The organism is Cryobacterium sp. SO1, assembly GCF_004210215.2.
Classification (GTDB): Bacteria; Actinomycetota; Actinomycetes; order Actinomycetales; family Microbacteriaceae; genus Cryobacterium.
On the sequence record NZ_CP067394.1, the window covers coordinates 918,783 to 931,693 of the forward strand.

Consider the following 12,911-nt stretch of genomic DNA (forward strand, 5'->3'; position numbering starts at 1 on the left):
TGGGGAGGGCTTAAGAGCGTTAAGAAGTACCCACAAACTAGGAGTAGATCATGGTAGATCCGGCACGCGCTAGGAAGATGGCGGACCGCATCAAGGTCATCGTGGCCAAGCGGCTCGAACGCGGCATCCGCGACCCGAGGCTCGGCTTCGTGACCATCACCGACGTCAAGGTCACCGGCGACCTGCAGCACGCCTCGGTGTTCTACACGGTCTACGGCTCCGACGACGAGCGCAAAGACAGCGCCGCCGCCCTCAAGGCCGCCACCGGCATGATGCGCAGCGAGGTGGGCAAGAACATCACCGCCCGACTGACCCCGTCGATCGAGTTCATCGCCGACGGTATCCCGGAGAACGCCGCCCTCATCGACGACCTGCTGCGTGAAGCGCGCGAGCGCGACACCCAGGTTGACGAGATGGCCCGCACGGCCGTCTACGCCGGCGACGAGGACCCGTACGTCAAGCCCCGCGAATACCTGGAGGACGACTCCGACGAGGACGAGGTGGAGGATGCACCGGCCCACACCGGTCGTCACGTGGCCCCGACGGAGCCCGACGCACTGTAGCCCTCGGCAGCCCGGCGACGCGTTGCTTCAGAATGCCCCGTCGACGGGCGCGAAGGGTGCTTCTACGGCAACTCGGCGTCAGGCCTCGGTGGCCGCGATGGTCCAGGCAGCGGAGTGGGACTGGCCGGGGGCGAGCAGCACCAGGTCTTCCCCGGTGGAGAAGGCATCTGGCGGGCAGGTCATCGGCTCGACGGCCAAACCGATCCGGCTGCGCTCCGGCGCGGGACGGTCGGCGGTGTGCACCTGCAGCCAGGGCAACTCGGCGCCGAAGCTCATGCGCACGCCGGTGCCGGCCGGGCTGGTCAGTGTGACGGCGGCCGACCCATCCGCCTCACGGGCGATCGAGGTGAAGGCGTGGTCGATGAAGGTGTCGCCGATCGGCCGGGGGGTGCGGAAGTCGAACTCCGGCGTGCTCTGCACCGGCACAGTGGCCACGGGGCTGAGCCGGTCGGGCGTCACCGTGAGGTAGCTGGCAGCCGGGAACTCCAGCGTCCAGTCGTCGACGGTGCCGGAACCGGCCACGAGGTAGGGGTGCGGGCCAGTGCCGTACGGAGCGGTGGCCGCGCCGAGGTTCTGTGCTGTCACGGTGCTGGTGAGGCCGTCGTCGGTGAGGCTGTAGGTGGCCAGGAGAATGATGCGGTGCGGGTAGCCGTCGCTGGGCACGATGGTGGTGCCGAGGGTCACGGAATCCTTCGATCGAGCCTGAAGCGTCCAGTCGGCCCAGCAGACCAGGCCGTGCAGCGCGTGCGAGCGGCTGGGTTCGGTGAGCGGTAGCTGGTAGTCCACGCCGTCGAAGGTGTAGGCGCCGTCGACCACCCGGTTGGGCCAGGGCGCCAACACGGCACCCCGGTAGCCGGGCCGCACCTCGTCGGCGCCGAATGGCACCACGAGGTCGCGACCGTGCCAGCTGAGCTCGCGCAGGCTCGCTCCGACGCTGGCGATCGTGGCCGAGTAGCCGCCGTGGGTGATCGTGTACTGCAGGCCGGAGAGCGGCAGCACCGACGCCTCCGTGCTGGTGGTGGCGACGGCGGCGTCAGTCATGGGACAGTACTCGTTTCAGGTAGGCGTTCTCGAAGCGCGCATCGGGATCGACCCGGCGCACGTGCGCCGCGAAATCGTCGAGGCGGGGATAGGCCCGGCGCAGCCCGGCCGGGGACATCGTGGCGACCTTGCCCCAGTGCGGGCGCGGCGCGAACGGCTCGAGCGTGTGCTCGATCAGGGGCAGCACCGCGAGGATCGCAGGGAGCAGCGGCTTCCAGGTGAAGTGGATGGCGAGCGAGTCACGGGCGTAGCTGGGGCTGAGCCAGGCTGTGTCAGCGGGCACGCTGCGGAGCTCGGAGATGTGCAGCAGGGGTGCGATGCGATCGCCGATCGCGCGCAGCGCCGTGATCGCGGCGACGCCGTGCTCGGCCGGGATCAGGTACTCGGACTGGATCTCCTCACCGTGGCTGGGCTGGAACTCGCTCCGGAAGTGCGCCAGTCGCTCGTTCCACGGACCGGGCTCACGCAGCTGGCCGGTCACGCCGTCGGCCGCGACACCGGGCAGCGGATGCAGCGCCACGGTGGCCTCCGTGGCGCCCAGGGCGGCGAGGTCCAGCTCGGGTCCGTCCACATCGAGTCGACGCTTCGACCACACCTGGTGGGTGTTCTCGCCCTGGAAGGTGGTGAACACGCTGACGCTGTAACCACTGGACATGATGGCGGCCCAGTTGGCCAGGGCGGCGGTCCAGGAGAGCCCCTGGTGCACATACTGGGAGATCTGGAAGTGCGGTTGCACCCGCAGGGTCACGGCAGTGATGATGCCCACAGCGCCGAGGCCCACCACCGAGGCGGCGAAATCGGCGTCGTGCTCCCCGACGACCTCGACGGCGCCGGACGCCCGTACGATCTCCAGGGCCAGCACCGACGACGCCAGCGACCCGTTGCGGACGCCGGAACCGTGGGTGCCGGTCTGGATCGCGCCGGCGATCGAGATGTGCGGCAGCGAGGCGAGGTTGGGCAAAGCCAGCCCCTGCTCGGCCAGATAGGCGCCCACCTGGGCGTAGGTGCTGCCGGCGCCGACCCGTACGCTCACCGGGGCGCCGTCATCGCCGAACTGCAGCGTGGGCTGGGCATCCAGGCGGTCCAGCGCCACCAGGGTGCCCGCGGTGTCGGCGATGGTGGAGAACGAGTGCCTCGAGCCCAGGGCCTTCACCCGGCCGCCGGCGGCGTCGACCGCGGCCACGATGGCCGAGACCTCCGCCGTCGTGGTGGGATGCCTGACGTCGTCGGTTGAGTACTCGACATTGCCGGCCCAGTTCTTCATCGAAACCATTTCTGTTGGAGAGAACGCGGGGTTTCACCCCTGGGAGAGAGCGTACATCCCGGGTTCGATCGTGACGGCGAGGCCGTCCGCGAGGAGGCCGGCCAGGGCGCGGCTGCGCTGCACGGCATCCGGCCAGAGGCCCTCAATCTCCGCGTCGCTCACCGGATGATGCGTGGCCCGCAACTCGGCCATGATCAGCCCGCGCACCTGCCGGTCGCTGCCCTCGAACTTCTTCTGCACGGCCTTCTTCGGCCCGTCGTATGCCGGGTAGCCGGCCGCACGCCAGGAGCAGGCATCCTGGATCGGGCACGCCGCACAGCGCGGGCTGCGGCTGGTGCAGACGATGGCGCCGAGCTCCATGATGGCCGCGTTGAACACCGCCGCCGCTGCGGATTCGGCGGGCAGCAGCGCCGACATCGCCTCGAGGTCCCGGCCGCGGCTGGGCGGCGCGGGTTCGGCCTGACCGGCCACGGCTCTGGCGATCACCCGGCGGGTGTTCGTGTCGACCACCGGATGCCGGTGGCCATACGCGAACGCCGCGACGGCTCTGGCCGTGTAGTCGCCGATGCCGGTCAGGGCGAGCAGGTCGTCAACGTCCTCAGGCACGATGCCGCCGTGCCGTTCGGTGATCTGCACCGCGGCGGCGTGCAGCCACAGTGCCCGGCGGGGGTAGCCGAGGCTCGCCCAGGCCCGAACGGCTTCACCGGGCGGCACGCTGGCCAGGTCCTTCGGAGCGGGCCACCGCTCGAGCCACTCATCTAGGCGGGGGATCACCCGGTTCACCGGGGTCTGCTGCAGCATGAACTCGCTCACCAGGGTGCCCCAGGCGCTGAACCCATCTCGGCGCCAGGGCAGGTCGCGGGCGTTCTCGCCGAACCAGAGACTGATGCTGTGGCTGAGGGCGGGGCCGGCGGGTGCAGTCTCGGCTGCGGCACGGTCGGCTGCGGCACGGTCGACGGGGGCCGCGCTGTGGGCTGTGACGTTCATCGGTTCTAACCTAGGCTCGTTTCATGAAGCTCGTTTCCACTCCTCGCGTCGAGTACCTGCGTACCCTCGCGGCCGAGATCCTCAACCTGAACGGCCGGGGGAGGGTGATGGTCGCCGTGGACGGCGCCGACGCAGCCGCCCGCACCGCCTTCGCCGACGACCTGGCGGCGGTGCTCGACGAAGCCGGAACCCCTGCCTTCCGGGCGTCGCTGCGCTACTTCCAACGCTCCCGTGACGACGCCGCCCGGTTCGGTGCCGACACCCCGGAGCGCCACTACCGGCACGGCTACGACTATTCGGCGTTGCGCCGGGTGCTGCTCGAACCGTTCCGGCTCGGCGGCAGCACCGGTTTTGTCACCCAGGTCTTCGACCCCGACCGGGATGCCTGGATCGAACCGACCTGGACCACGGCACCGGCCGACGCGATGCTGGTGATCGACGGCGAGTTCATCAACCGCGGCGAACTGCGCGACGCCTGGAACTACCGCATCCTGTTGGAGAGCGAAGCGACCTCTGAGGTCGACTACCTCTACCAGAAGGAGGAACGGCCTCGTCAGGTGGCGTCGGCCGTCATCGACCTCAGCCAACGGCATCTGCCCCAGCGGGTGTTCAGCGACTCCTGCTGAACCACGCCAGAACCTCGGCCGGGCCGAGGAACGACCCACGCTGCTCCACCTCGTGGACCAGAATGGTCAGCCGGCTGTTCACCGGCGCGGGAATGCCGGCCACGGCGGCCTCGCGCACCACGGCGCCGTTGAGGAAGTCGATCTCGGTGCGCTGGCCGCGGGTGACGCTCTGCAGGGTCGAACCCAGGTTGGGCACCGTGCCCATGCGGGCGCGCATCCGCAGCGGCAGCACCTGCCCGGCCCAGGCCGGCAGCAGCGAGAAGAGCCGCAGCCGCACGTCGTCGAGCGCCTGCATGGCACCGAAGCGGATGCCGCGACGCATGCCCACCCGCACGGCCTCCCGCATGCTCAGGGTCATCACCCGGCGCAGCCCCCGGTGGGCGATCACGCTCTGCACGCTCAGCCCGGTGATCGCCGGCAGCGCGTTCAGCATGTTCACGACCAGCTTGGTCCACTGGGCGCCGACGAAGTTGTCGATGGTGCGGCAGGGCACGGCCCCGGCGAGAACCTCCTGCCAATGCCGGGTGGCCGCATCGGCCGGCCCGGTGCCCCGGCCGAGGTAGGTGGGCGCGGCCGTCGTGACGGTGACCAGGCCCGGCTCGGTGTAGTTGGCGGCGATGATCGAGAGCGCGCCGAAGCAGTCGGAACCCGGGAGCAGCCGCCGGGCGGTGTCGATGCCGTCGAGGCCGTTCTGGATCACGATCACCGCGGCGCCGTCGAGCACGGCGGCGTTGTCCCGGATCGCCGCCTCGGCATCCTGCGCCTTGGTGCACACCAGGGCCAGGTCGGGGGTCTCGACCAGCCGTTCGAGAGCGGTGGGGCGCGCTGCCGCCGTGCCGAACCCGCCCTCCAGCCGGATGCCCCGCTCGCGGATCGCGGCCAGGCCGGCACCGCGGGCGGTGACGGTGACGTCGTGGCCCGCCGTGCTGAGCAGGGTGGCGAAGGTTCCGCCCAGGGCGCCGGCACCGATCACAGCAATTCGCATGCCCCCAGCCTAGAAGCCCACCGCGTCGCCAGCACTCGCTGCACGTTCCGTGGCAAGCTCGATGTTGTGCTCGGCGCTACAGCTGCCGAGGCCGCAGAGCATGCCGCACCCCAGCTAAGAAGGATTTCCCGTGAACGCCCCCCGCCGCAAGCCTGGCAGCACCACCAGCGGCCTCGTGCTGATCGACAAGCCGCAGGGCTGGACCAGCCATGACGCCGTCGCCCGCACCCGCCGCCTGGCCAACACCCGCAAGGTCGGCCACGCCGGCACTCTCGACCCGATGGCGACCGGGCTGCTGATCCTCGGCATCAACAGCTCAACCCGGCTGCTCACCTACGTGGTCGGCCTCGACAAGGAGTACCTGGCCACGATCCGGCTGGGCGCGGCGACAACCACCGACGATGCCGAAGGGGAGGAGCTCACCCGCGCGCCCGCCGAGTCCGTCGCCGCGGTGTCCGCCGCGGCCATCACCACGGGCATCCGAGGGCTCACCGGGGCGATCAGCCAACGCCCCAGCGCCGTGAGCGCGATCAAGGTTGACGGCAAACGCGCCTACGCCAGGGTGCGGGCCGGCGAAGACGTCGAACTGCCCGCCCGCCCGGTCACCGTCAGCGAGTTCGAGCTGGTCAGCAGCAGCCCGCTCGACGGTTTCCTCGACCTCGAGGTGCGCGTGGTCTGCTCCTCCGGCACCTACATCAGGGCGCTCGCCCGAGACCTCGGCGCCGAACTCGGTGTCGGCGGGCACCTCACCAGCCTCCGTCGCACCCGCATCGGCCCGTTCGGCATCCAGGACGCCGACCCGCTCGACCAGCTCGATGTGGCCCGCGCCATGATCGGGCCGGCGGATGCGGCCAGCCGGCTGTTCGAGAGGTTCGACCTCGACGACAAGCAGGCCGTCGATCTCGGCCAGGGCAAGCGCATCGACGCGCCGCCCGGCGCCGTGGACGGCGGCCCGGTCGCCGCCGTCGACCCGCACGGCCGGCTCGTCGGACTCGTCGAATACCGCGCCGGGCAGGCCAAGTCGATCGTGAACTTCCCGCCGGACGCCCCGGCTGATCCGGTCACCGTCGCCGACCCTTCCGAACCCGCCGCGCCGGAGGATGCATCGTGATCGAGTGGTTCACCTATCTGCAGTTGGCAGTCGCCACGGCCGCCGGTCTGGTCTGCCTGGGCCTCGGCTTCGCCGGCCGCAAGCCCACCGACCTCAGCATGGGGGCGACGCTGCTCGTCGAGCTGCTGCTGATCGGGCAACTCGTGGTCGCCATCGTCGCGCCCCTCACCGGAAACCAGGCCACCGGCAGCCTGCTCGAGTTCTACACCTACCTGATCAGCGCCATCCTGTTGCCGATCTTCGGGGGAGTGTGGGCGCTGATCGACCGCAGCCGGTGGAGCACAGTGATCCTTGGCGTGGTCTGCCTGTCGGTGGCGGTCATGGTCTACCGGATGCTGCAGATCTGGACCGTGCAGGGCGTCTGAGCCGAGGTTCGCGCCCGGCACCGTTCGGCCCGAAGATGCTGCGATAATTACTGAGCGATGAATGAGCTCAAGACCGACTCCGGAGACAACGCCACCGGCACCACGAAACCCGGCCGGGTGACCGGCATCGGTCGTGTGCTGATCATGGTTTACGGAGTTCTCGCCCTGGCCGCCACCGGTCGCTCCTTCGTGCAGATCGTCGGCAAGTTCAACGAGGCTCCGCTGGCGTACACCCTGTCGGCGCTCGCCGCCGTGGTCTACATCGTCGCCACCATCGCCCTGATCAACCGGGGACAGGCCTGGTACCGGATCGCCTGGATCACCATCGGCTTCGAGCTCCTGGGCGTTCTGGTGATCGGCACCCTCAGCCTGGTCGACCCGCAGCTGTTCCCGCACGACACCGTCTGGTCGGTGTACGGGCGTGGCTACCTGTTCATCCCACTGGTACTGCCGGTCCTGGGCATGTGGTGGTTGGCGCGCCATGCGCCCGAGCGCGCCGGCGGAACCGGAGCAGCAGCGTGAGCGCCGCCAGGACCGCGCCCACGAACGTGCCCACGCAGGCGCCGATGAAGGTGCTCAACGGCCTCGACGCCGTTCCGGCCGACTGGCCGGCGTCGGCGGTCAGCATCGGCAAGTTCGACGGGGTGCACGCGGGCCACCGCGCCGTGATCGGTGAGCTCAAGGCCCACGCCACCCGGGAGGGCCTGGCGGCCGTTGTCGTCACCTTCGACCGGCATCCGCTCGCCCTGTTGAACCCGGCCACGTGCCCCGCCGAACTGGTCAGCGTGCAGCAGAAGCTCGACCTGCTCGGTGAGACCGGCATCGACGCCACCCTGGTGCTCGCCTTCGACACCGCACTTTCGTCGCTGCCGCCGGAGGATTTCGTGCGGGACATCCTGGTGGACACCCTGCACGCCCGCCACGTAATGGTGGGGCGGGACTTCAGGTTCGGCGCCCGCGGCGCCGGCGACGCGGACCTGCTCATCGAGCTCGGCCACCACTACGGCTTCGATGTGCGCCTCATCGACGACGTCTCGCCGCACGGGGAGCGCCGGGTCTCGTCCACCTGGATCCGCGAGCTGCTCTCCGCCGGTGACGTGCGGGCCGCGACCCGCCTGCTCGGGCACACCCCCACAGTGCGCGGAGTGGTGGTGCACGGCGCGGCCAGGGGTCGCGAACTCGGCTTTCCCACCGCGAACCTCTCGCCAGAGGCGGAGGGGCTGATCCCCGCGGATGGCGTCTACGCCGGCTGGCTCACCGACAACGGGGCGTGCTACCCGGCCGCCATCTCGATCGGCAACAACCCCACCTTCGACGGCGTGCCGCAGAAGCAGGTTGAGGCGTACGTTCTCGATCAGGACATCGACCTGTACGACCACGTTGTCGAGGTCACCTTCGTCGAGCACATCCGCGGCATGGTCGCCTTCACCGGCATCGAGCCGTTGATCCTGCAGATGAAGGACGACGTGGTGAAGACCCGCGCGATCCTGCATCTTCCGCTGGAGTAGCCGTGCGGGTCAGACGCCAGGTCAGTCGCCAGCTCAGGCGCTCGGCTGTACCGGCGGTTTCTGCTCGGGCGTGTTCGCGGGCAACGGCCCGCGGCGAAACAGGAACAGGATCAGTTCCGGCGCGGTGCTGCGGAGCGGGGTGCCATGGCCGACGCTCCACTCGGCATCCGTCGCCACCAGCCGGCGGGTGCGCAGCACGGCCTTGATCTCGGTGGGCGCGATCAGGCTGCGGCGCAGCGCCACCGCGCCGCCGGCCATGGGGTGAATGGGCAGGGTCAGGCCCAGCGGATGCGCCAGGTCCAGGCCGTGCACCACGGCCTCGGTCAGGTCGGTGATGCCGCCCCTGCCCGTGGCGGCCCTGGCTGCGGCGATTTCGCGCAGCCGGGCCACCAACTGGTCCGGCTCGGCCGCTGCAGCGGCCCGGCTGACGGCCTCGATGGCGCGCGCCGGGCGCAGATGGTGCCCCACGTAGGCGCGGGTGGCGCTGCCTAGGAGCTCCCGTTTGGTGCTGCCAAGCCGCCAGACCAGGTGTCCGGCGACGTCGCGCACCCGCCACCCTGCGCACAGACTCTCCAGCTCCCACTGCTCGGGAGCGAGCCCGGCGAGCAGGTCGGCGATGGCTGTCAGGGTGGCGGCCAGATGCCCGGACCAACGCGCGTTGACTCCGGATTCATTGCCGACGCTCCGCAGGCTGAGGGGGAGGAGTCGTGCGAATTCTGCCATGTTCTCCAGCCTAGACTTGCTGAGTGTCAGCCACCTCGCCCCGCTCCCTGTGGGCCGGTCGAACCCTGGCGCTGCTGGGCATCGTCCTCGTCGCCGCCAACCTGCGCACCGCCGTCGCGGCACTCTCGCCCATCGTCAGTCAGATCTCCACCGATGTTCCGCTGAGCGCGACGGCAATCGGCGTCCTCGGTATGCTGCCGCCGGTCTGCTTCGCCGTTTTCGGCATCTTCACCCCGGTCTACACTCGCCGGCTCGGCCTGGAGAACGTCCTCGTGCTCGCCCTCACCGCAATGCTGATCGGGCACCTCACGCGCGGGCTGGCCGGCTCGCTCCCGGTCCTGGTGATCGGGAGCGTGGTCACCTTCGCCGGCCTCGGCGTGGGCAACGTGCTGCTTCCGCCGCTGGTGAAGAAGTACTTCCCCGACCGGATCGGACTGGTCACGTCGCTCTACGTGACGATGCTGTCGCTGAGCACCCTGTTCCCCCCACTGATCGCGGTACCGGTGGCGGATGCCGCCGGCTGGCGGGTGTCCCTCGGCCTGTGGCTGCTGCCGGTGTTGGTCGCCCTCGTGCCCTGGGTCACCATGTTCGTGCGGCACCGGGTGCAGGTGACTCCCGGCACCGTCGTCGAGGAGGCCGAACCGGCGCTGGTGGGCCGGATCTGGCATTCGTCGATCGCCTGGGCCCTGGCCGTGGTGTTCGCGGCATCGTCGCTCAACGCCTACGCGATGTTCGCCTGGCTGCCGCAGCTGCTCATCGACACGGCCGGCGTCACCCCCGCCCAGGCCGGCACCCTGCTCTCGGTCTACGCGGCGATGGGGATTCCCTGTGCCCTGCTGATTCCCTGGCTGACCGCCCGGATGAAAAACGTGGCCGGGCTCGTGTACCTCGGCGTCGCGGTCTTCCTGATCGGCGACCTGGGACTGCTCCTGGCCCCCGGCACGCTGACCTGGCTCTGGGTGGTCATGGCCGGCCTCGGACCGTTACTGTTCCCCCTCGTCCTGGTGCTGATCAACCTGCGTACCCGAACCCACGCCGGGTCGGTGGCCCTGAGCGGGTTCGTGCAAAGCGTCGGCTATACGCTCGGCGCGATCGGGCCGCTCAGCGTGGCCCTGTTGCACGAGGTCACCGGGGGCTGGACGGCGCCGCTGCTGTTCCTCATCGGCACGGCGCTGGCGGTCACCGTGGCCGGCGCCGTCATCGCCCGCCCGCACCTGCTCGAGGACGATCTGGAGCGTCGGCACCGCCGGTAGCCTCCGGCTCACCTGTGCAAAGTCTGCAACGAGTGTTGTCCTGGTCGGAGAACTCCACTTACGCTAGGGCCACGTGGAAAGGCACCAACGAATGACCGACATCGACGAACTGCTCTCCATTCGGGCGGCCGAGCTGTATTACGAAGAAGACAAGACCCAGGACGAGATCGGCACGATCCTCCGGCTCACCCGGTGGAAGGTCGGCAGGCTGCTGGCCCAAGCCAAGGCCAACGGGTTCATTCGTATCGAAATCGTGCATCCCCGCGCCCGTCGTCTCGGTATCGAACGTCAGCTGCGCGAAGCCACGGGCCTCTCCGACGCCATCGTGGTCTCCACGGCCGGAGTCGTCGACGAACTCGACCTGCACAAGCGCACCGCGCAGGCGGCCGCGGACTACCTCACCGCCCTGCGGCCGGTGCCGCGCACTCTCGGTATCAGCTGGGGCCGCACCCTGTACGACATTTCAGTGCAACTCAAGCCCGGCTGGGCCAGCGGCGTCAACGTGGTGCAGATCAACGGCGGAGTGAGCCTGAACGCCCGCCCGGGAACCGCCGCAGCCACGGCCGTGAGCATCGCCCAGAAGGGCGCAGGTCAGTTCACCCTGCTGCCAAGTCCCGCCATCTTGGAGCGGGTGGAGACCAAGCAAGCCATCGCCTCTGACCGCTCGGTCGCGGCCGTGCTCGAGATGGGCTCAGCGGCCTCGGCCTACCTGTTCAGCGCGGGCCAGGCCGACGAGGGCTCTGCCCATGTCGACAGCGGGTACCTCACGCCGGACCAAGTGGCCGAGCTGGTGCGCAAGGGGGCCGTCGGCGACGTGGTCGGCAGGTTCATCGACAGCGCAGGCCAGATCGTCGACCCTGCACTGGACGAACGCACCTTCGGCATCCAGCTGGAGCAGTTGCGCCGGGCGAAGACCGCCATCGCCGTGATCGGCGGCCCGCGCAAGCACGCTATCGCACGCTCCGTCGTGCTCAGCGGCCTCTGCACGGTTCTGATCACCGACGAGGACACCGCCCTCGCCCTGCTCAAATCGGCCTGACCCATCCGCGAACCGTGACTTTAGCACCTCAAGACGCGTTTTGCGTGCTTAAGTCACAGTTCGCGAGGGGTGGGGCGGGATTCAGGCCTCGTGGGGACGGTCGGGGTTGTCGTCGCGGAGGAGGTCGGCCAGGGCCTGGTCGACGTCGTCCAGCACCGGTGGCTCACCCTTGGCTGTGGAGGTGAGGCGCGCGACCAGCGACTGCGGGTCGTCGAGGTCCGCGGACGTCGGCAGGATGTCGGGGTGCGCCCACAGGGCGTCCCTGGCCTCGTTGCCCACGGCGTCGGTGACCGCCTGCCACATCGCGGCGGCCTCACGCAGCCGGCGGGGGCGCAGCTCCAGGCCCACGAGGGTGGCGAAGGCCGACTCGGCGGGGCCACCGGATGCCCGGCGACGCTTGACGGTCTCGTTGATCGCATCCGCGCGCGGCAACCGGCTGGTGGCCTCGAGGGTGACCACGTCGACCCAACCCTCGACCAGGGCGAGCATGGTCTCGAGCCGACCGAGCGCGGCCAGCTGGGCGTCGGACTTGGGCGGGATCAGCGAGCCGTTCACCATGGCGTCGCGCAGCTCCTCGGGGTTCGACGGGTCGAAGCCCTCGGCGAGGGACTCCAGGCGTTCGGTGTCGATGGTGATGCCGTGCGCGAAATCGGTGATCGAGCTGATCATGTGCAGACGCAACCAGCGGGAGTGCCTGAACAGCCGGGCGTGGGCGAGCTCGCGCACGGCGAGGTAGATCTGCACCTGGTCGGCCGGCACATCCAGGCCCTCGCCGAATTCGGCGACGTTCTGGGGGAGCAGGGCGGCCTGCTGGTCGCCGAAGAGGGGGATGCCGATGTCGCCGCCGGAAACGACCTCGCTGGCAAGCTGGCCGACAACCTGGCCCAGCTGCATGGCGAACAGGGTGCCGCCGAGGCTGCGCATCATCTGGCTGGCGCCGGCGAGCATGCCCTTGAGCTCCTCGGGAGCCTGCTCGGTGAGCACGTTGGTGAGGGAATCCGAGATGCTGGTGGCCACAGGTTCGGAGAGCTGGCTCCACAGCGGCATGGTGGCGCTCACCCACTCCTTGCGGGTCATCAGGCGCGGTTCGACGGTGAGCTCGGCAACGTTGATCACATCGTCCAACCAGAGCGCCGCGATGTGGAAGGCCTGCTCGAGCTCGGCCCGCTGGGAATCGGTTGTGCCGAGCGATCCGGCGGCAGCGCGCTCCTGGCCCTGCTGAAGGGCGATGTCCCAGTTGATGCCGCCGTCGCCGCCGCCCTTCAGGGCGCCCTGCAACTGGCTCATCAGGGCCGCGACGCTCGCCGGGTCGTTGGGAAGCCCGGCCGCGCCGGCCAGCTGGCCGGGGTCGATCGACGACTTGCCGGACAGGATGTCCCGGAGCATGTCCCGGAATTCTTCTTCTGGATTCTGACCCTCGTCGGGTCGGGAGTCATCGGCCACTTC

At 69.8% G+C, this 12,911-nt stretch carries 14 protein-coding genes; 8 read left to right on the forward strand and 6 right to left on the reverse strand.

What is annotated here, in order from left to right; translation table 11 throughout:
- Positions 1 to 50 precede the first annotated feature (50 nt).
- Positions 51 to 563, forward strand: a complete 513-nt coding sequence (gene rbfA / locus BJQ95_RS04285; protein WP_130178015.1) for a 30S ribosome-binding factor RbfA — start codon at positions 51 to 53, stop codon at positions 561 to 563.
- Between the two features lie 78 nt (positions 564 to 641).
- Here the strand turns inward: rbfA and BJQ95_RS04290 are convergent, their stop codons facing one another.
- The 3 genes from BJQ95_RS04290 to BJQ95_RS04300 are packed head-to-tail and all read right to left on the reverse strand — an operon-like array spanning position 642 to position 3,855.
- Positions 642 to 1,604, reverse strand: a complete 963-nt coding sequence (locus BJQ95_RS04290) for an aldose 1-epimerase family protein (protein WP_130178016.1) — start codon at positions 1,602 to 1,604, stop codon at positions 642 to 644.
- On the reverse strand, positions 1,597 to 2,868 hold the full coding sequence (locus BJQ95_RS04295; protein WP_130178017.1) for an FAD-binding protein: 1,272 nt from the start codon (positions 2,866 to 2,868) through the stop codon (positions 1,597 to 1,599). The genes BJQ95_RS04290 and BJQ95_RS04295 overlap by 8 nt, the downstream gene beginning before the upstream one ends.
- Positions 2,869 to 2,901: 33 nt before the next feature.
- A complete protein-coding gene (locus tag BJQ95_RS04300) occupies positions 2,902 to 3,855 on the reverse strand; it encodes an A/G-specific adenine glycosylase (protein WP_130178018.1) in 954 nt (317 codons plus the stop codon).
- 23 nt (positions 3,856 to 3,878) lie between these two features.
- On the opposite strand from BJQ95_RS04300, the gene BJQ95_RS04305 reads away from it, so the two are divergent.
- Positions 3,879 to 4,481: a hypothetical protein gene (locus tag BJQ95_RS04305; RefSeq protein ID WP_130178019.1), complete on the forward strand. Its 603-nt coding sequence runs from the start codon at positions 3,879 to 3,881 to the stop codon at positions 4,479 to 4,481.
- Here the strand turns inward: BJQ95_RS04305 and BJQ95_RS04310 are convergent.
- Positions 4,465 to 5,466, reverse strand: a complete 1,002-nt coding sequence (locus BJQ95_RS04310; RefSeq protein WP_130178020.1) for a ketopantoate reductase family protein — start codon at positions 5,464 to 5,466, stop codon at positions 4,465 to 4,467. The two genes, BJQ95_RS04305 and BJQ95_RS04310, sit on opposite strands and share 17 nt — an antisense overlap.
- Positions 5,467 to 5,596: 130 nt before the next feature.
- On the opposite strand from BJQ95_RS04310, the gene truB reads away from it, so the two are divergent.
- From truB to BJQ95_RS04330, 4 genes are read left to right on the forward strand one after another with little or no spacing between them, the layout of a single operon-like run.
- Positions 5,597 to 6,577 carry a tRNA pseudouridine(55) synthase TruB gene (truB, locus tag BJQ95_RS04315; protein ID WP_130178021.1) on the forward strand — a complete coding sequence of 327 codons (981 nt, stop codon included), beginning with the start codon at positions 5,597 to 5,599 and terminating at the stop codon, positions 6,575 to 6,577.
- Positions 6,574 to 6,942: a hypothetical protein gene (locus BJQ95_RS04320; protein ID WP_130178022.1), complete on the forward strand. Its 369-nt coding sequence runs from the start codon at positions 6,574 to 6,576 to the stop codon at positions 6,940 to 6,942. Before truB ends, BJQ95_RS04320 begins: the two co-directional genes overlap by 4 nt.
- A gap of 57 nt (positions 6,943 to 6,999) precedes the next feature.
- Positions 7,000 to 7,464, forward strand: a complete 465-nt coding sequence (locus BJQ95_RS04325; protein WP_130178023.1) for a hypothetical protein — start codon at positions 7,000 to 7,002, stop codon at positions 7,462 to 7,464.
- Positions 7,465 to 7,508: 44 nt separating this feature from the next.
- The gene (locus tag BJQ95_RS04330; RefSeq protein ID WP_130178112.1) at positions 7,509 to 8,450 is read left to right on the forward strand and encodes a bifunctional riboflavin kinase/FAD synthetase; all 942 of its coding nucleotides are present in this window, start codon (positions 7,509 to 7,511) and stop codon (positions 8,448 to 8,450) included.
- Between the two features lie 33 nt (positions 8,451 to 8,483).
- Here BJQ95_RS04330 and BJQ95_RS04335 read toward each other — a convergent pair whose 3' ends face one another.
- A complete protein-coding gene (locus BJQ95_RS04335; protein ID WP_130178024.1) occupies positions 8,484 to 9,173 on the reverse strand; it encodes a maleylpyruvate isomerase family mycothiol-dependent enzyme in 690 nt (229 codons plus the stop codon).
- 23 nt (positions 9,174 to 9,196) lie between these two features.
- Here BJQ95_RS04335 and BJQ95_RS04340 point away from each other — a divergent pair, with 23 nt between their 5' ends.
- Together BJQ95_RS04340 and BJQ95_RS04345 are read left to right on the forward strand one after the other, a co-directional pair.
- Positions 9,197 to 10,426, forward strand: coding sequence for a CynX/NimT family MFS transporter (locus tag BJQ95_RS04340; RefSeq protein WP_130178025.1), 1,230 nt, complete (start codon positions 9,197 to 9,199; stop codon positions 10,424 to 10,426).
- 91 nt (positions 10,427 to 10,517) lie between these two features.
- Positions 10,518 to 11,465, forward strand: a complete 948-nt coding sequence (locus BJQ95_RS04345; protein ID WP_130178026.1) for a sugar-binding transcriptional regulator — start codon at positions 10,518 to 10,520, stop codon at positions 11,463 to 11,465.
- A gap of 81 nt (positions 11,466 to 11,546) precedes the next feature.
- Here the strand turns inward: BJQ95_RS04345 and BJQ95_RS04350 are convergent, their stop codons facing one another.
- Positions 11,547 to 12,908 carry a zinc-dependent metalloprotease gene (locus tag BJQ95_RS04350; RefSeq protein WP_370688368.1) on the reverse strand — a complete coding sequence of 454 codons (1,362 nt, stop codon included), beginning with the start codon at positions 12,906 to 12,908 and terminating at the stop codon, positions 11,547 to 11,549.
- Positions 12,909 to 12,911 lie beyond the last annotated feature (3 nt).